Source organism: Brachybacterium vulturis, from assembly GCF_002407185.1.
Lineage (GTDB): Bacteria > Actinomycetota > Actinomycetes > Actinomycetales > Dermabacteraceae > Brachybacterium > Brachybacterium vulturis.
In genome coordinates this window covers 3,269,070-3,284,695 of record NZ_CP023563.1, presented here as the reverse complement: position 1 = coordinate 3,284,695, position 15,626 = coordinate 3,269,070, and the positions used below count along the sequence as shown (strand labels likewise).

The following is a 15,626-nucleotide window of genomic DNA, read 5'->3' as shown; positions in this document are numbered from 1 at the left end:
TTTCGGAGCGGGCGACGGGAATCGAACCCGCGTAATCAGTTTGGAAGTCACCGCCCCGGAAGGGTATTTGCGCAGGCCAGGGGCCGGATCGGCTCTAGCTTGCGGGGCCTACAGTACCCCAGGAATAGGCACAGTGCCCCATGTCCAGACACCGAAAGCCCCGCAATGCCCCGCGATTCTGGAGGGGTCCAGCCGGTCGGATCCGGCGATGGTGCGAGGGTCCATCTCCCTCGGCGGCAGGGTCCTGGGCGGCGCACGGTGCGAGGCGTGCTCGCGGTGGCACCGGCTGAGGACGTGGAACGGCCCCGCACCGTGGGGTGCGGGGCCGGGCAGTGCGTGGCAGTGCTGCGCTCAGGCGGAACGGACCAGGGACAGTCGGCGGGGTGCAGCCGGTGCCGGGGCGATGGGATCCGGTGCCCTCGGCGGGGTGCTCGCGGGCACGGCCAGGCGGTCGAGCTGGTCTGCGATCCAGCGGTCACGGTCGGCGCGGGCGTGCTGGTAGATCGCGGCGGCTCGGGGCGTGCTGTGGCCGATGCGGGCCTGTAGCTCGGCCTGCGTGGCGCCCGCGATCGCGGCGAGGGTGGCCCCGGTGTGCCGCAGGTGGTGCCAGGTGGCATCGGGTCGACCGATCGCCTCGCGGGCGGGGGCCAGTGCTCGGGAGCGTGCACCGGATCCCATGGGGGACCCGTCCGGCGAGCTGAACACCAGCGCCTCGGCGCCCGGGCCGGTGTGCTCGGCCAGGTGGGCGGCGAGGGTGGCGGCGACGGATCCGGGCAGGGAGACGGTGCGGCGCCCGGCTGCGGACTTCGGCGGGCCGTAGGTGATCGCAGCCCCTGGCACCTCCTCCAGCGCACGGCGCACCGTCACGGTTCCCGCCTCGGCGTCCACGTCGGCCTGGCGCAGCGCGAACAGCTCACCAGGGCGCAGCCCGGACCATGCGGCCACCAGCACCGCAGCGCGCAGGTGTGGCGGCATCGCGGCGGCGAGGGCGCTCACCTCGGCTGAGCTCAGGGGCAGGCGCTCGGGGTGGTCGACCTGACCGGCACCCTTCACCCTCGCAGGGTTGTGGGGGATCAGCCCGTCGGCGGCGGCTTGGTTCAGCACGGCCCGCAGCAGCCGGTAGGCCTGCGCGGCGGCTGTGCGGCCCGCTGCGGGGTCGACAGGGGGCGACGGGGCCAGCGGGGCACCTGCGGCCTGCCAGGCGCCCAGAACGGCGGCAGGGACCCGCCCAGTGCGTGCCACGTCGATCCCTCGGCCCAGTGCCCAGACGCGGGCGCTCTGAGCTTGCGTCGGCTCGCGGTGGCGCTGTGCCGTCACGGCCTCGGCGTGGGCGTGCTGGCACAGGGCCGTGTGCCACTCGCGCAGCAGGGGCGTGGTCAGGGTCGACAGCGGCAGCGGCCCAAGGTCGATCCGGGCGGCGTCGGTGCCGACGGGGCGCAGGATCCAGCGCTCAGCGGTGCGGCGGTACAGGTCCAGGGTCCTCGGGCGCAGCCGGGTGGCATTGGTCCGCAGGTACGTGGCGACGGCCTCGGCCACGGTGATGCGCGTCGGGATCACGGCGGCGGTGTTGCCTGCCAGCAGCTCACCGCGCACCCGGGCCAGGTAGTCGGCAGCCTCGCGGCGGCGTGTGAACGTGCGAGGGGCCGACACCAGGCGACCGTCGGGGCCGGTGAACCGGGCGCGGTAGCGGCCTGAGCGCTGGCGGTCGATCTGACCGAACTCACGGCGGCTCATCGGGTGCTCCATTCCCGCAGGGGGCGCCCCTCGGCGTCCACGTGCGTGCTGTAGTCCTGCCAGTCGACCCCGGCGAGCATCACGACACCGGGGGGCGGCTGCGCGGGGTCCAGGCGCCCGTGGCACAGGCGGCACATGGGGGCGTAGTCGCTGGGATCGGCTGCGCGCTTGCCGTCGGTGGTGCGGCGGATGGTCTCGGCGTCGGGGAGCATCGCCCAGTCGACGGCCCCGGCGCCGCAGCGGGCGCAGGGCCATGCGCGGGGATCGCCCAGTGCTGCGCGCACGCGGTAGTGCTCGGCGGCGTAGGTCACGGGGCGGGCGGGGGTGGTGCTCGGCTCGCGGTGGGCGGATCCCGGGGCGTGTCCGAGGCTCAGGCAGGCGGAACGGTAGCAGGGACGGCACAGGCGCTGTACCCGGTGCCAGGATCCATCGGGGCAGCCGGGGGCACGGCAGGGGACGGACCCCGGATCGTCATCGGCAGGGATCGCCGGGGCGTCGACGGGCAGCCAGTACGCCCAGGAGGTCGAGCGGCGGCGACGGCCCCGGATCCTTTCGGGCGCTTTCTGGCCCAATCCGTCGCCCTCGGGCGCATCCGTTGCGATCGCCAGCAATCCGTCGATATCGGCTCTGATCTGGGCAAATAGCGGGGGCTGTGCGGGCGCCTCACGCTCTGGTTCGGGAAATTGGACATGTCCAGTTTTTTCCTGGTCAGTCGGGGGGGGATTTCCAGGGAAGGCGCGGGGTGGTCTGGGGGCCTGTGTCAGAAGAAGAGGGGTCGACCAGGGCGAGGGCGTCGAGCAGTGACGGCTGCGCAGCGGCGAGGTGATCGGCGGCGTTCATCGTGCATCGACCGATGCGTGATGATCCATCGACTGCGGCTCAGCGCTGCGCCTCGCGCGCACAGCTGTACTTACGCTGGCACGTTCGATAGGTGAGGTCAGGTCAGGTGAGGTCAGGTTGTCTCTGGAGAACTGGTCACCAACCCGTGCACCAACCTGGTCACCAACCCGTGCACTAACCCGTGCACCAACCTGATCACTGGTAGACGGCTCAGGTTCGGGATTCTGAACACTAACCCGTGCACCAACCTGGTCACCGCTGCGCAGGCTTGGCAGGAGGTCCAGCCGATACCGGGCGGGGCGCTGTCCCACGGTGGGGGCCAGGGGCAGCAGCAGGGGCGGGCGCCCCATCACAGCGCCGGGGGTGCCCTTGGGCTGGTGGCTGGTCAGGCGGGCGATCGCTTGCACTGCGGTGGTGCGTGAGATGCCGCAGAGGTGAGCCAGGCGCCGGGTGGTGACGGCTACCTCGGCGCCGTCGATCGACAGCAGGGTGAGGGTGGTCAGCACCAGGCGGTCACTCAGGGTCAGGTCGAGCCGGGGCAGCAGTGACAGCAGTCCGGTGGCGGGGCGCTCACCGTCCACAGCCATCTCGGGGTCCTCGGGTGCGGGGTCCGGCAGGGTGAGTACGTACGCGGCGCGGGCGCCCTTGCGGCCCCGTCGGGGGCGCATCAGTGCAGCGTGGTCGAACGGTGCTGCGGGGCGCGGCAGTAGTAGTCCGTTCACAGCGGTGCTCAGGTCGGAAAGGTCCAATGAGGTGAACGTGGCGAGCTTGTCGTGTCCCGGTTCGGTGCTGTCGTTCTGGGCGTAGGTGTCGGCTCCGAGGGCGACCAGGAACAGGCTCTGGCTCGGTGTGTAGTGGCGCAGGTGGGCGTAGATCGTGCGGAGCCAGGGGCGCGGCCCGTCGACGGTGAGCAGGCTCTGGTCATCGTGCGTTGGACCCTCGCGCCCGCCGTCATGCGGTGCGGACGCGGTGCTCATGCGAGGCGCCCTGCCAGGGGGCCGGTGGTCGCGGCGTAGCTGGTGCGGTCGATCAGCTCTGCCACGTCAATCGGGCGGAAGCACACCCGGCGCCCGAGGCGTGTGGGAGCGATACGCAGCGGCGCGGCGGCGTCGGGAGCGGCCCAGCGCTCCAGCGTGGTGCGGCTGATGCGCAGCCAGTGCGAGGTCTCATCGAACCGCAGTAGGCGGGCGCCGCTGAGGTCGGGCACGTAGGACGCTGGCGGGCGGGGCAGTGTCCCGGTGGCGGCGTGAGTGACCAGGGCGTCGAGCGCTGAGGCGCGGACCAGCACGCGGGATCCGAGGCGCACGACGGGCAAGCGACCAGCGGCCAGCCAGCGGTCGAAGGTCCGTTCAGTGGTTGCGGCATGGTCGGCAGCTTCGTGCCGGGCGAGCAGGGTCAGTGCAGCGGGCAGGGGAATGGGCGTCCAGGTGGGCGCAGTAGGGGCAGACATGCGGGTTTCTCCCTAGGTGTGCCGCCTAGGGGTGTGCGCGTGTATGCCGGTGCGGCCTGGTGTCAGGCGGCGAGAGAGACAGCGCAGCGCGGGTACGGCACCGGCATACCCGGGGCCGGTGGCGCTGCGGTCAGGGTCGATCGTGTCAGGGCGAGGCGTTGGGGTGCCGGTGTGGGTAGCTCTGAGGCGCGCAGCAGCAGCCCGGCCACGTACAGCGTGGCGAGGTGCTGAGCGGCCAGCAGCAGGGCGAGCAGGGCCGGGGGCGAGTCCGTGAGCGCGGCGGCACCACGGAGCTGTTCACGGGCCACTGTGTGAGCGATCGCGGCCCGTGCATCGCGGGCGGCGGTGGGCGGCACATCCCGCTCGCGGGGGTGATCGTGCTCGGCCAGCAGCAGCCGGGCGGGGTGATCCGGTGGCAGGTACCCGTCGACGGTGGCGAGGCTGTCACCGTGGCGGGCTGCGGCGCGGTTGCTCGCATCGGTGCGGCGGCGTGTGCGCGTCCGGCGCTCACGGTGCCGGGGGGCGAGGGGTGCCAGGGCGAGGGCGTCGACCTCGGCAGGGGCGGTGGTGCACGTGCACGTGAGCGGGGCACAGGGGGCATCGGCAGCGGCGAGGGTCCAGGCGCTCAGCGATCCCAGCGCGGCGGCGTGGCGGTCGGCGCTCACGGTCACGTCGGCGGCGGGCAGGGCCAGGGCGAGGGCAGCGAGGTCATCCCACAGGGCGGCGTGCTCGGCGCAGGGGTGCTCTATCGCGGCGGCGAGGGCCAACAGCACGCGACGGGGCCGGGGGCGGCGTGTGGCCGTGCCCCGGTCCCGTAGATCATGTGCTGTCTTCATGCCCCACAGCATGACAGCGTGCCCTGCCAGTTGCCAGCCACCCTTCGGTAAAACCGCAGGACAGACGGAAAAGTGAACACCTGCGAGGCGACATTAGACGACATTAGGCGACACTGGCCGACACGCGCACCCGGGCAGGCGGGGGCAGCGGGGTGTCGGCCACGGCGTCGACCACGGACCACAGTTCGTCTACGTCCAGGCCGACGTAGCGCTGCGTCACTGTGGGGGAGCCGTGGCCCAGCAGACGCTGGACGGCGTACAGGTCCCGGCTGGCGCGGTAGATGTTCGTGGCGAAGCGGTGGCGCAGGGTGTGCAGCGTGTGCGAGGGCGGCAGAACCTCGGCGGCGAGCTTGCCGACGTAGCGCGGGGACAGGTGGCCGTCGGGGTGGTCAGACGGGAACAGGTACCCGTCGGGGAGCGTGAGCAGGTAGCGGCCCAGGTGCTCGGGAACGGGCACGATGCGCTCACGGGCGCCCTTGCCGTGCACCAGGAGGGCGACCCGTCCGGCGCGCTCGCGCAGATCGCGGGTGTGGCACGCGGCAATCTCGGCCCGGCGTAGTCCCACCTCGGCAGCCAGGCGCAGGATCAGGCGGCGCCGATCGTCGGCGCGGTCGAGCGCGTCGGCCAGGTCCTCGTCGGGGATCGGGCGGGGCAGCGGCGTGGGGGTGGACACCTCGGGCAGCAGCTTGGCCGGTGAGGCGGCGACGTGGCCCACCAGCTCGGCCCAGCTGTAGAACGCTCGCAGGGTCGAGCGGCGGGCGCGGCGGGTCTCGGGGGCCAGCTCGGCGTCGGCCATGATGTACGCCAGCAGGTCGGCGGCGGTCACTGACCAGGGGTGTGTCTCGGGGTTGCGCCGGGCGAACCGGGACAGCTCCTGCCTGCGGGTGGTGCGGGTCGTCTCGGGACGGCCCCGCATCACCAGATAGGCGTCGAACAGCTCCAGCCCCTCGCGCCACAGGGCGGGCACAACTGCTCGGGGCGGACCGTAGGACCGGGCCGAGGCAGGGCCAGCTGGCGGCAGCCCCTCGGGGCGGGCACCGGGCAGAGTCCCGGCTGGCGAGCTGGTGAGGTGACCGGCGCGCACGGCCCAGGCGTAGAACATGCGCAGGGTGGCGCGGCGTGAGCGCCAGGTGGCGGGCGCGATCTGTTCGCGGGCGAGCCAGGCCAGCAGCGTGTCGGTGCTCAGGTCCCAGGGCGTGTGCTTGGGGTGAGCCTCGCGCAGCTGAGCGAGGATCGCGGCGTGCTTGCGCCGTGAGGTGTCGGCAGCGCCCTGGGCGGCCAGGTCCAGGTCGAACAGCAGCAGGTGATAGCTCCACTGGTCACGCGGGGCGAGGGCGGCGAGGTCGGCGGGGTGCGGCATGGCGGGTCTCGTCTCAGTGCTCGGGGTGGTCGTGGTCGCCGTTGGCGCGGGCGTCGGCCTGCGCGGCCCGTAGGCGGTCCTCGGCGTCGAGGATCGCCAGCGGGTGCGCGTCGGGGTCCCGCGTGAGGTGGTCGTGCTCGGCCTCGGCGGCGGTGAGGTAGTCCGGCGCGGTGCTCGCGGCGGGCGCCTGGTGCGGGGTGGCATCGGGGTGCACCAGGCGCAGCGGGGCGGCATCTGTGGGGGCGGGCAGCGGGTCACCGTCGAGCACGCCACGGGGGCACGCCCAGGCGGTGAACGATGCGAGGGCGGCGGGCAGCTCGGCGTGCTGCGTGATGGTGAGGTCGGCGCCCTCGGCGGCTGCGGCGAGGTCATCGGCGGTCACGTCCAGCGGCGAGGGATCGCCCAGGGCGCGCACGACGGCCAGCAGCACAGCGGGGTGCCCGTTCGGGGCCAGCGGGATCCCGGCAGGGCTGATGCGGTGCGGCAGGTGGGCGTGGCAGTCGTGGTCCCAGGCGAGCATGGCGACCAGCCAGGCGGGCGGGAACAGGTTCAGGTCGAGCGGGGGCAGGGCGGTGTCGGTCATAGCGGGGTGCTTTCTCTCAGGCGCTGCGGACTAGGGACAGGTGACGGCGCGTAGGCGCAGCAGGCGCCGGGGCCGGCTGCGCGGTAGGGAGAGGATCCGGGGCAGGTGCGACAGCGGACGGCGCCTCGGGCGACGGTGACGGGGGCACGGGGCCGGGCGTGGCGAGGGCGTCGAGCTGGTCAGCGATCCAGCGGTCACGGTCGGCGCGGGCGTGCTGGTAGATCGCGGCAGCGCGGGGCGTGCTGTGCCCGATCCGGGCCTGTAGCTCGGCCTGTGTGGCGCCCGCGATCGCGGCGAGGGTGGCCCCTGTGTGGCGCAGGTGGTGCCATGTCGCATCGGGGCGCCCGATCGCCTCGCGGGCACGCCGCAGGGCGCGGGTGCGGTCGGCGCCGCGCCAGGGACCACCGGCAGGGGTGGCGAACACCAGCGCCTCGGCGCCGGGGCCGGTGTGCTCGGCCAGGTGGTCGGCGAGGGCGGCGGCGACGGATTCGGGCAGGGACACGGTGCGGCGCCCGGCTGCGGACTTCGGCGGGCCGTACGTGATGGGGGACCCGGGGACCTCCACCAGTGCACGGCGCACGGTCACGGTGCGGGCGGTGGTGTCCACATCGGTGCGGCGTAGGGCGAACAGCTCACCGGGGCGCAGCCCGGACCATGCGGCGACCAGCACGGCGGTGGACAGCTCGGCGGGGACGGCGGCGGCGAGGGCGCTCACTTCCTCGGCGCTCAGCGGCAGCCGTTCGGGGTGGTCGACCTGACCGGCGCCCTTCACCCTCGCGGGGTTGTGGGGGATCAGCCCGTCGGACGCGGCTTGGTTCAGCACGGCCCGCAGCAGCCGGTAGGCCTGCGCGGCGGCGGTGCGGCCTGCGGTCTCGGGTACGGCGCCCTCGGCGGGGCCGGGGGATCCGGCAGCGTGCCAGGCGTCCAGGATCGCGGGGGACAGGCGCCCGGTGGGGGCGACGGTGTACCCGGCCTGCCGTGCCCAGGCGCGGGCCGGGTGTGAGCGGGTGGCGCGGCGGGTGGCAGAGCGCTGCGCGTGGCCGACGGCCTCGGCGTGGGCCTGGTGTGTCAGTGCCGTGTGCCACTCGCGCAGCAGCGGGGTGGTCAGGGTCGACAGGGGCAACGGCCCGAGGTCGATCCGGGCGGCGTCGGTGCCGACGGGGCGCAGGATCCAGCGCTCAGCGGTGCGGCGGTACAGGTCCAGGGTCCTCGGGCGCAGCCGGGTGGCATTGGTGCGAAGGTAGGTGGCGACGGCCTCGGCCACGGTGATGCGGGTCGGGATCACGGCGGCGGTGTTGCCTGCCAGCAGCTCACCGCGCACCCGGGCCAGGTAGTCGGTGGCCTCGCGCTTGGTGGCGAAGGTGTGGGGTGCGGTCACCAGGCGACCGTCGGGGCCGGTGAACCGGGCGCGGTAGCGGCCTGAGCGCTGGCGGTCGATCTGACCGAACTCACGGTGTGTGCGGCGGGGCATCGGGGGCACCTTTCGGGGCAGTGGCCCCGCAAAGCCCCGCAAACACCCGGTTCCCGCGTGCTCAGCCGTTCGGCCCCGCACACCTGCGCCGCTGTGACCAGCGGTGATACTTGGAGCGGGCGACGGGAATCGAACCCGCGTAATCAGTTTGGAAGACTGAGGCTCTACCATTGAGCTACGCCCGCGCTGCGACTGAGCTACGCCCGCGCTGCGACACCATTGAACCAGATCAGCGGCCTCGGAGCACATCCGCCGTGGCGGAGCCGACATGCATCTGCTCACAGCGCCCCGGCCCCACCCGGGCACCGCGCGCGGAGAGCGGGTAATATTCCCTGGGTTGCCCTCCGGGGTGTAGCTCAGCTTGGTAGAGCACCCGCTTTGGGAGCGGGAAGTCGCAGGTTCAAATCCTGTCACCCCGACTCCGCACCGGGCCGCCGCCGCGCGAGCCCCGGGGCGCCGCGAGAAACGTCCATTCGATGTCCATCCTTAGGGAGACCTGACCAGTGAAGACCGAGTCCGAGAAGCTCAGCCCGACCCGGGTGAAGCTCACCGTCGAGGTGCCTTTCGACGAGCTCAAGCCGGCCGTCGAGGCCGCCACCACAAAGATCGCCGATCAGGTGCAGATCCCGGGCTTCCGCAAGGGCAAGGTCCCCTCCAAGCTCGTCGAGCAGCGCTTCGGCCGTCCGGCGATCATGCAGGAGGCCGTCAACGACGCCCTGCCCGATTTCTACCAGCAGGCCGCCGCCGAGGCGGAGATCAAGCCCGTCGGTCGGCCCGAGGTCGAGGTCGCCGAGGTCCCCGGCCTGGACGGCTCCGAGGAGGGCAACCTCCTCTTCACCGTCGAGCAGGACGTGCGCCCTGAGATCGCCCTGCCCGACTTCTCGGCCTACGAGGTCGAGATCGAGGAGCCCGAGGTCGATGAGGACGCCGTCGAGGTGCGCCTGACCGAGCTGCGTGAGCGCTTCGGCACCCTGGTGGGCGTGGACCGTCCCGCCGCCGACGGCGACTTCGTCTCCCTCGACATGGTCGCGACCATCGGGGACGAGGAGATCGAGTCCGTCGAGGGCGTCTCCTACCAGATCGGTGAGGGCAACATGCTCGAGGGCCTCGATGAGGCGCTCATCGGCCTCTCCGCCGAGGAGACCACCACCTTCGAGTCCGAGCTCGCCGGTGGCGACCGCGCGGGCGAGACGGCACAGGTCAAGGTCACCGCGCAGTCCGTGAAGGTGCGCGAGCTGCCCGAGGCCGACGACGAGTTCGCCGAGATGGCGTCCGAGTTCGACACCATCGACGAGCTCAAGGACGATCTGAGGACCCAGGCCGCCGCCGACGCCGAGGGCAACCGCGTGGCCCTGGCCCGCAACGCCCTGCTCGAGAAGCTCCTCGAGGAGCTCGAGATCCCGGTGCCCGCGCAGCTGGTGGAGGACGAGATCACCTCCCACCTCGAGAACGAGGGCAAGGAGGCCGGCGACGCGCACGGCGAGGAGATCCGCGAGGACACCGAGAAGGCCGTCCGTGCGCAGTTCCTGCTCGACGAGATCAACGGCACCCGCGAGGTGCAGGTCGACCAGGGCGACCTGATGAACTACATGACCCAGCTGTCGGCGCAGTACGGCATCGAGTCCAATCAGCTGCTGCAGATGCTGGCCCAGTCCGGTCAGCTCGAGCAGATCTTCTCCGAGGTCCAGCGCTCCAAGGCGCTCGACGTCGTCCTCGCGGACGTCACCGTGAAGAACGCCGCCGGAGATGTCCTCGACCTGGGCCTGCAGGCCGAGGGCGACGACGCCGAGGCGACGGACGAGGAGACCGAGGAGAAGGCTCCCGCCACGAAGGCCCCGGCGAAGAAGGCTCCGGCCAAGAAGGCCGTCGCCGAGGAGACCGACACCGCCGCCGAGGAGAAGCCGAAGGCCAAGAAGGCTCCGGCGAAGAAGGCTGCTGCCGAGGCGGATGCCGCCGAGGAGAAGCCCGCCAAGAAGGCTCCCGCCAAGAAGGCTCCGGCCAAGAAGGCTCCGGCCAAGAAGGCACCGGCTGCGAAGGCCGAGTCCGACGAGGCCTCCGAGAGCAAGTGATCCTCCGCCCTCGCCAGGGCGCAGCACGACGGCGGGCCGTCACCCCACGGGGTGGCGGCCCGCCGTCGTCGGTGGAAGACTCGTCCTCCCGGACCATCCGATCCGCGGCCCCAGCGCCGGAGGAGCCCCATGTCATCGTCGAGCGCGCCCACCACGAGCAGGGTCACCTGGGGCTTCACCGCCTCGCTGGATGGATTCCTCACCGGCCCCGACCACGACATGTCCTGGCTCGAGGCGTGCCCGCGGATGGACGAGTCCGTGATCGCGCGGCTCGCCGCGCCCGTCGGCGTCATCCTCTCGGGCCGTCGCGGGTACGACGCCGCCCGTGCGCAGGCCGACGAGCGCGGCGAGCTCACGGCGGAGGCGTACGGCGGCGCCTGGTCGGGCATCGAGATCGTGCTGACCCACCGGCCCCAGGAGATCGCCGATGACCCGGCGATCACGGCGCTGGACGCCGATGTCGTCGAGGCCGTGCGATGGGCGAGGGAGCTCGCGGCCGGCAGCGACGTCCAGATCATCAGCGCCGATATCGCGCGCCAGGCGCTGGAGCACGATCTCCTCGATGAGCTGCAGATGTTCACCGCCCCGGTGATGCTCGGCGACGGTACGCGGGTCTTCGACGTCCCCGGCGGGAGGCTGGTCGAGTGGGAGCTCGTCGGCCCGATCGCCGGCGCCGAGGCGGGGCTCGGCAGGATCTACCGTCCACGACGGGTCCGGACATGACAGCGGCCCGGCTCCCCAGGGGAGCCGGGCCGCTGATGCCGCAGAGGCGGTGTCTCAGCGGTAGGTCACGAAGCCGATCGGGTTGCCCCAGATGGAGCGCTCGACGACCTGCTGACGGGACCCGGAGGCGTCGATGATCTGGCCGTTGCCGGCGTAGATCGCGACGTGTCCGGACCAGGCCACGATGTCCCCGGGCTGGGCCTGGGACTGCGAGATCCAGCGGCCGCCGTTCGCGATCTGGCTGGAGGTGCGCGGGATGTCGATGCCGACGGCCTCGTAGGCGTAGTTGACCAGGCCGGAGCAGTCCATGCCGCCGAGCGAGGCGCCGCCCCAGCTGTACGGGGTGCCGAGGGCGGAGCGGGCGGCGTCCACGATCGAGCTGCTCGAGCTCGAGGAGGAGGTGGCGACCGAGGCGCCGCCGGTGGAGACGCCGGCACCGTTGAGGGCGCCGCGGGTCTGCGGGCCGACGACGCCATCGACCAGGAGGCCCTGGGAGGACTGGTAGCTCTTCACCGCGGAATGGGTGCGGGGGCCGAACACCCCGTCGACGGCGAGGCTCGCACCGTGGCCGTTGAGCGCGGACTGGAGATCCTGGACCGCGCCGCCACGGGAGCCCCAGCGGAGCTTCTGCGTGGAATCGAGGACGGCCGACGGGGCGACGACCGAGGGGGCGGTGGGCAGGGCCTGCGCGGCGGGGGCGCTCGCGACCGGGGCGGCGGGAGCGGCAGGCGCTGCGGGGGCGGCCTGGGCCGCGCCACCGGTGAAGGCGGTGCCGAGGACGACGCCGCCGAGGACGGCCGCTCCGCCGAGGCCGCGTGCTGCGCGCTGGGCGTGGTGGGTCGGGAGCTGGGCGCGACCGGGGGTGCGGTGAGTGTTGTTCTGGGCCATGATGTGCGGTTGCTTCCTTCCGGTCCCGACCAGGGGCCGGGTATGTACTGCTGGCTGTTCGTGACGATCCGGTGGCGACTGCTGCCCACCGCTGTCGTGGCGATGGGTCCACCGTAGGAGCGCCGGGTGCGTCAGGTCTGCGGGCTTGGCAGAGCCCGACCGCGATCTTGGGACGGTTTTTACGCATCCGGCCCCTCCGTGACCAGATCGCACCCGGACTTGACGAAGCGGCAACGGGCGCCGCACACCCCGCCGCGGCATCGGGAGGGCACAGGGCAGTGCGCCTGCGGCGAACAGGGCCGGTGCGGGGTCCGCCCAGCGCCTAGAGTCGACCCATCAGCGAATTCCGGCATGAAGGAGACCCCGTGTCCTCGCAGAGCACTCAGACCTCCCCGCCCCGCAATGCGGCCGGCGACACCCCGATGGGCCTGGACGACAACGTCTACCAGCGCCTGCTGCGTGAGCGCATCGTGTGGCTCGGCTCGGAGGTGCGCGATGAGAACGCCAACGCCATCTGCTCGAAGCTGCTCCTGCTCGCGGCGGAAGACCCCGACAAGGACATCTACCTCTACATCAACAGCCCCGGCGGTTCGATCACCGCCGGCATGGCGATCTACGACACCATGCAGTTCGTCAAGCCCGATGTGGTGACCGTGGGCATGGGCATGGCCGCGTCGATGGGGCAGTTCCTGCTCTCCTCCGGCACCAAGGGCAAGCGCTACGCCACCCCGCACACGCGGGTGCTCATGCACCAGCCGCTGGGCGGCCTGGGCGGCACCGCCACGGACATCAAGATCCAGGCCGAGCTGATCCTCTCGATGAAGCGCACGCTCGCCGAGCTGATCGCGGAGCAGACGGACAAGAGCGTCGAGCAGATCACCGCCGACTCCGATCGCGACAAGTGGTTCACCGCCGCCGAGGCGCTCGAGTACGGCTTCATCGACAAGATCGTCAGCGGTTCGAGCGATGTCACCGGCGGCGGCGGCACCGACGACTGATCGCCCCGGCACCCCCCGACCGCCCTTCACGCAAGGAGACCCCGTGACCTTCGATCCCCGTCCCTTCGGCGCGATGCCGATCGCCCAGGCCGGCCGCACGGCCCCGATGCCCAGCTCGCGCTACGTGCTCCCGCAGTACGAGGAGCGCACCGCCTACGGCATGAAGCGCCAGGACCCCTACACCAAGCTGTTCGAGGACCGCATCATCTTCCTGGGCGTCCAGGTCGACGATGCCTCTGCGGACGATGTCATGGCCCAGCTGCTGGTCCTGGAGTCCCAGGACCCGGACCGCGACATCACCCTCTACATCAACAGCCCCGGTGGCTCGTTCACGGCGCTGACCGCCATCTACGACACGATGCAGTACATCAAGCCCGAGGTCACCACCGTGTGCCTGGGTCAGGCCGCCTCGGCCGCCGCGGTGCTGCTGGCCGCCGGCGCGCCGGGCAAGCGGCTCGCCCTGCCCAACGCCCGGATCCTCATCCACCAGCCCGCCATGGGCGGCGAGGGCGGCGGCGGTCAGGCCTCGGACCTGGAGATCCAGGCCAACGAGATCATGCGCATGCGCGAATGGCTCGAGGAGACCCTGGCGGGCCACTCCGGTCGCACCAAGGAGCAGGTCAGCAAGGACATCGAGCGCGACAAGATCCTCACCGCGAAGGCGGCGCTCGACTACGGGCTGATCGATCAGGTGCTGGAGTCGCGCAAGGCGCCCAGCGCACAGATCGCGAACTGACCCGCAGCCGCTGCGGAGGGGCTCTGCGCCCGCCCGCGGTCGACGTCGCACGACCCTCGGCCCCTGGATGCCCACCCTGCGTCCGGGGGCCGAGACAGCCTTCCGGGACGCGCCGCCGCGAGGCGGCACCTCCCGGGTTCCCCCCTCGGTTCGCGATACCGTGGTGAGGGTCCGCAGGGCCCGGGAGACGTTCCCGCGGAACCTGCGGGACGCACGCTTTTGACCTGACGAGAGGACACGGACATGGCGCGTACGAGCGATGGATCCGACGTGTTCAAATGCTCCTTCTGCGGGAAGTCCCAGAAGCAGGTCGAACGGCTGATCTCCGGCCCCGGGGTGTACATCTGCGAAGAGTGCATCGAACTGTGCAACGAGATCATCGCCGAGGAGATCCAGGCCGCGCAGCCCGCCTCGCAGGAGCAGGCCCCGCTGCCCGCCCCGCGCGAGATCTTCGAGTTCCTCGAGGAGTACGTCGTCGGCCAGGAGCCGGCCAAGCGTGCGCTCTCGGTCGCGGTCTACAACCACTACAAGCGCGTGCGCGCGCAGGACGCCGAGCAGACGGCCGGACCGACCAGGAGCGCCGCCACGGCCCTGGCCGCGGACACGGACACCGAGGACGACGACATCGAGGTCGCCAAGTCCAACGTGATGATGGTGGGCCCCACCGGATGCGGCAAGACCTATCTCGCCCAGACCCTCGCGCGGATGCTCGACGTCCCCTTCGCGATGGCCGACGCGACCGCGCTGACCGAGGCCGGATATGTGGGCGAGGACGTCGAGAACATCCTGCTCAAACTGCTGCAGGCCGCCGACTACGACGTCAAGAAGGCCGAGCGCGGGATCATCTACATCGATGAGGTCGACAAGATCGGCAGGAAGTCGGAGAACCCCTCGATCACCCGGGACGTCTCCGGGGAGGGCGTGCAGCAGGCGCTGCTGAAGATCATCGAGGGCACCGTCGCCGCTGTGCCCCCGCAGGGCGGGCGGAAGCACCCGCACCAGGAGTTCATCCAGATCGACACCACGAACGTGCTGTTCATCGTGGCGGGCGCCTTCGCCGGCATCGAGGACATCATCGGCTCCCGCATCGGCCGGCGGGGCATCGGCTTCGGCTCCGAACTGCACTCCCCGCTCGAGCAGGAGCAGCTCTACGGCAAGCTCCTGCCGGAGGACCTGCTGAAGTTCGGTCTGATCCCGGAGTTCATCGGCCGCCTCCCGGTGATCACCAGCGTCTCGAACCTGGACCGCGATGCGCTGATCACGATCCTCACCGAGCCCCGCAATGCGCTCGTGAAGCAGTTCCAGAAGATGTTCGCCCTCGACGGGGTCGAGCTCGATTTCGAGCGCAGCGCCCTGGAGGCCGTCGCCGATCGTGCCATCGAGCGGGAGACCGGGGCGCGCGGACTGCGCGCGATCCTCGAGGAGTCCCTGCAGGAGGTCATGTTCGAGGTGCCCTCGCGGGACGACGTGGTCAAGGTCGTCATCACCGAGGGCGTGGTCACCGAGGGGCGGGCCCCGCTGATGCTGACGGGCAAGGACGCGGACTCCGGGACGAAGCGCGGGCGCCAGGAGCGCTCCGCATGACGTCCACGGACACGGCCGCCGCCGGCGAGCCGCCGCAGGACGTGGAGCGTGCCCAGCAGCTGCTGCTGAGCGAGCGCCGCAGCATCGACAACATCGATGCCGCACTGGTCCATCTGCTCGCCGAACGCTTCTCCCACACCCAGCGGGTGGGTCTGCTGAAGGCCGAGCACGGCCTGCCGCCGGCGGATCCCTCGCGCGAGCAGGAGCAGATCGCTCATCTCCGCGCGCTGGCGGACGAGGCCGGACTGGATCCGACCTTCGCCGAGGCCTTCCTGCGATTCATCGTCACCGAGGTGATCCGTCATCACGAGCGGATCCGGGACGAGGGCTCCGACCCGCGCTGATAGCATGCCG

At 71.8% G+C, this 15,626-nt stretch carries 15 protein-coding genes and 2 tRNA genes; 7 read left to right on the top strand and 10 right to left on the bottom strand.

Annotated elements, in window-relative coordinates:
• Positions 1–351: 351 nt before the first annotated feature.
• The 9 genes from CFK38_RS14750 to CFK38_RS14710 all read right to left on the bottom strand — a co-directional run bounded on the left by CFK38_RS14750 (position 352) and on the right by CFK38_RS14710 (position 8,459).
• Positions 352–1,734, bottom strand: a complete 1,383-nt coding sequence (locus CFK38_RS14750) for a tyrosine-type recombinase/integrase (protein ID WP_096803753.1) — start codon at positions 1,732–1,734, stop codon at positions 352–354.
• Entirely contained in the window at positions 1,731–2,045 is a 315-nt protein-coding gene (locus CFK38_RS14745) for a hypothetical protein (RefSeq protein ID WP_096803752.1), read from the bottom strand. Before CFK38_RS14745 ends, CFK38_RS14750 begins: the two co-directional genes overlap by 4 nt.
• Positions 2,046–2,570: 525 nt before the next feature.
• Positions 2,571–3,551: a hypothetical protein gene (locus tag CFK38_RS14740; protein WP_096803751.1), complete on the bottom strand. Its 981-nt coding sequence runs from the start codon at positions 3,549–3,551 to the stop codon at positions 2,571–2,573.
• Entirely contained in the window at positions 3,548–4,024 is a 477-nt protein-coding gene (locus CFK38_RS14735; protein WP_157773504.1) for a MerR family transcriptional regulator, read from the bottom strand. Before CFK38_RS14735 ends, CFK38_RS14740 begins: the two co-directional genes overlap by 4 nt.
• Before the next feature lie 62 nt (positions 4,025–4,086).
• Positions 4,087–4,860 carry a hypothetical protein gene (locus tag CFK38_RS14730; protein ID WP_157773503.1) on the bottom strand — a complete coding sequence of 258 codons (774 nt, stop codon included), beginning with the start codon at positions 4,858–4,860 and terminating at the stop codon, positions 4,087–4,089.
• Between the two features lie 103 nt (positions 4,861–4,963).
• Complete coding sequence (locus tag CFK38_RS17420; protein ID WP_157773502.1) at positions 4,964–6,220, bottom strand: tyrosine-type recombinase/integrase; 1,257 nt, start codon at positions 6,218–6,220, stop codon at positions 4,964–4,966.
• Positions 6,221–6,233: 13 nt separating this feature from the next.
• The gene (locus CFK38_RS14720; RefSeq protein WP_096803748.1) at positions 6,234–6,803 is read right to left on the bottom strand and encodes a hypothetical protein; all 570 of its coding nucleotides are present in this window, start codon (positions 6,801–6,803) and stop codon (positions 6,234–6,236) included.
• A gap of 16 nt (positions 6,804–6,819) precedes the next feature.
• On the bottom strand, positions 6,820–8,274 hold the full coding sequence (locus tag CFK38_RS14715) for a tyrosine-type recombinase/integrase (protein ID WP_096803747.1): 1,455 nt from the start codon (positions 8,272–8,274) through the stop codon (positions 6,820–6,822).
• A 111-nt stretch (positions 8,275–8,385) separates the two neighbouring features.
• Positions 8,386–8,459: transfer RNA gene (locus CFK38_RS14710), tRNA-Gly, on the bottom strand.
• Positions 8,460–8,619: 160 nt separating this feature from the next.
• Here CFK38_RS14710 and CFK38_RS14705 point away from each other — a divergent pair.
• The 3 genes from CFK38_RS14705 to CFK38_RS14695 all read left to right on the top strand — a co-directional run bounded on the left by CFK38_RS14705 (position 8,620) and on the right by CFK38_RS14695 (position 11,066).
• Positions 8,620–8,693: transfer RNA gene (locus CFK38_RS14705), tRNA-Pro, on the top strand.
• 84 nt (positions 8,694–8,777) lie between these two features.
• Positions 8,778–10,343, top strand: coding sequence for a trigger factor (tig, locus tag CFK38_RS14700; protein WP_096803746.1), 1,566 nt, complete (start codon positions 8,778–8,780; stop codon positions 10,341–10,343).
• A 129-nt stretch (positions 10,344–10,472) separates the two neighbouring features.
• On the top strand, positions 10,473–11,066 hold the full coding sequence (locus CFK38_RS14695; protein ID WP_096803745.1) for a dihydrofolate reductase family protein: 594 nt from the start codon (positions 10,473–10,475) through the stop codon (positions 11,064–11,066).
• Positions 11,067–11,120: 54 nt separating this feature from the next.
• On the opposite strand, the gene CFK38_RS14690 is transcribed toward CFK38_RS14695, so the two are convergent.
• A complete protein-coding gene (locus CFK38_RS14690; protein WP_096803744.1) occupies positions 11,121–11,954 on the bottom strand; it encodes a C40 family peptidase in 834 nt (277 codons plus the stop codon).
• A 422-nt stretch (positions 11,955–12,376) separates the two neighbouring features.
• Here CFK38_RS14690 and CFK38_RS14685 point away from each other — a divergent pair, with 422 nt between their 5' ends.
• The 4 genes from CFK38_RS14685 (at position 12,377) to CFK38_RS14670 (ending at position 15,616) form a co-directional block, all read left to right on the top strand.
• Positions 12,377–12,952, top strand: coding sequence for an ATP-dependent Clp protease proteolytic subunit (locus CFK38_RS14685; RefSeq protein ID WP_172895892.1), 576 nt, complete (start codon positions 12,377–12,379; stop codon positions 12,950–12,952).
• A 73-nt stretch (positions 12,953–13,025) separates the two neighbouring features.
• Positions 13,026–13,688 carry an ATP-dependent Clp protease proteolytic subunit gene (locus CFK38_RS14680; protein ID WP_157773593.1) on the top strand — a complete coding sequence of 221 codons (663 nt, stop codon included), beginning with the start codon at positions 13,026–13,028 and terminating at the stop codon, positions 13,686–13,688.
• 243 nt (positions 13,689–13,931) lie between these two features.
• Complete coding sequence (clpX, locus tag CFK38_RS14675; protein ID WP_096803741.1) at positions 13,932–15,272, top strand: ATP-dependent Clp protease ATP-binding subunit ClpX; 1,341 nt, start codon at positions 13,932–13,934, stop codon at positions 15,270–15,272.
• A complete protein-coding gene (locus CFK38_RS14670) occupies positions 15,269–15,616 on the top strand; it encodes a chorismate mutase (RefSeq protein WP_096803740.1) in 348 nt (115 codons plus the stop codon). The genes clpX and CFK38_RS14670 overlap by 4 nt, the downstream gene beginning before the upstream one ends.
• Positions 15,617–15,626: the final 10 nt, after the last annotated feature.

Coding starts and splice junctions, on each gene's coding strand:
- CFK38_RS14750 (WP_096803753.1), bottom strand. CDS start 1,734: ATGAGCCGCCGTGAGTTCGGTCAGATCGACCGCCAGCGCTCAGGCCGC.
- clpX (WP_096803741.1), top strand. CDS start 13,932: ATGGCGCGTACGAGCGATGGATCCGACGTGTTCAAATGCTCCTTCTGC.
- CFK38_RS14720 (WP_096803748.1), bottom strand. CDS start 6,803: ATGACCGACACCGCCCTGCCCCCGCTCGACCTGAACCTGTTCCCGCCC.
- CFK38_RS14740 (WP_096803751.1), bottom strand. CDS start 3,551: ATGAGCACCGCGTCCGCACCGCATGACGGCGGGCGCGAGGGTCCAACG.
- CFK38_RS14715 (WP_096803747.1), bottom strand. CDS start 8,274: ATGCCCCGCCGCACACACCGTGAGTTCGGTCAGATCGACCGCCAGCGC.
- CFK38_RS14695 (WP_096803745.1), top strand. CDS start 10,473: ATGTCATCGTCGAGCGCGCCCACCACGAGCAGGGTCACCTGGGGCTTC.
- CFK38_RS14730 (WP_157773503.1), bottom strand. CDS start 4,860: ATGAAGACAGCACATGATCTACGGGACCGGGGCACGGCCACACGCCGC.
- CFK38_RS17420 (WP_157773502.1), bottom strand. CDS start 6,220: ATGCCGCACCCCGCCGACCTCGCCGCCCTCGCCCCGCGTGACCAGTGG.
- CFK38_RS14685 (WP_172895892.1), top strand. CDS start 12,377: ATGGGCCTGGACGACAACGTCTACCAGCGCCTGCTGCGTGAGCGCATC.
- CFK38_RS14735 (WP_157773504.1), bottom strand. CDS start 4,024: ATGTCTGCCCCTACTGCGCCCACCTGGACGCCCATTCCCCTGCCCGCT.
- CFK38_RS14680 (WP_157773593.1), top strand. CDS start 13,026: ATGCCGATCGCCCAGGCCGGCCGCACGGCCCCGATGCCCAGCTCGCGC.
- CFK38_RS14670 (WP_096803740.1), top strand. CDS start 15,269: ATGACGTCCACGGACACGGCCGCCGCCGGCGAGCCGCCGCAGGACGTG.
- CFK38_RS14690 (WP_096803744.1), bottom strand. CDS start 11,954: ATGGCCCAGAACAACACTCACCGCACCCCCGGTCGCGCCCAGCTCCCG.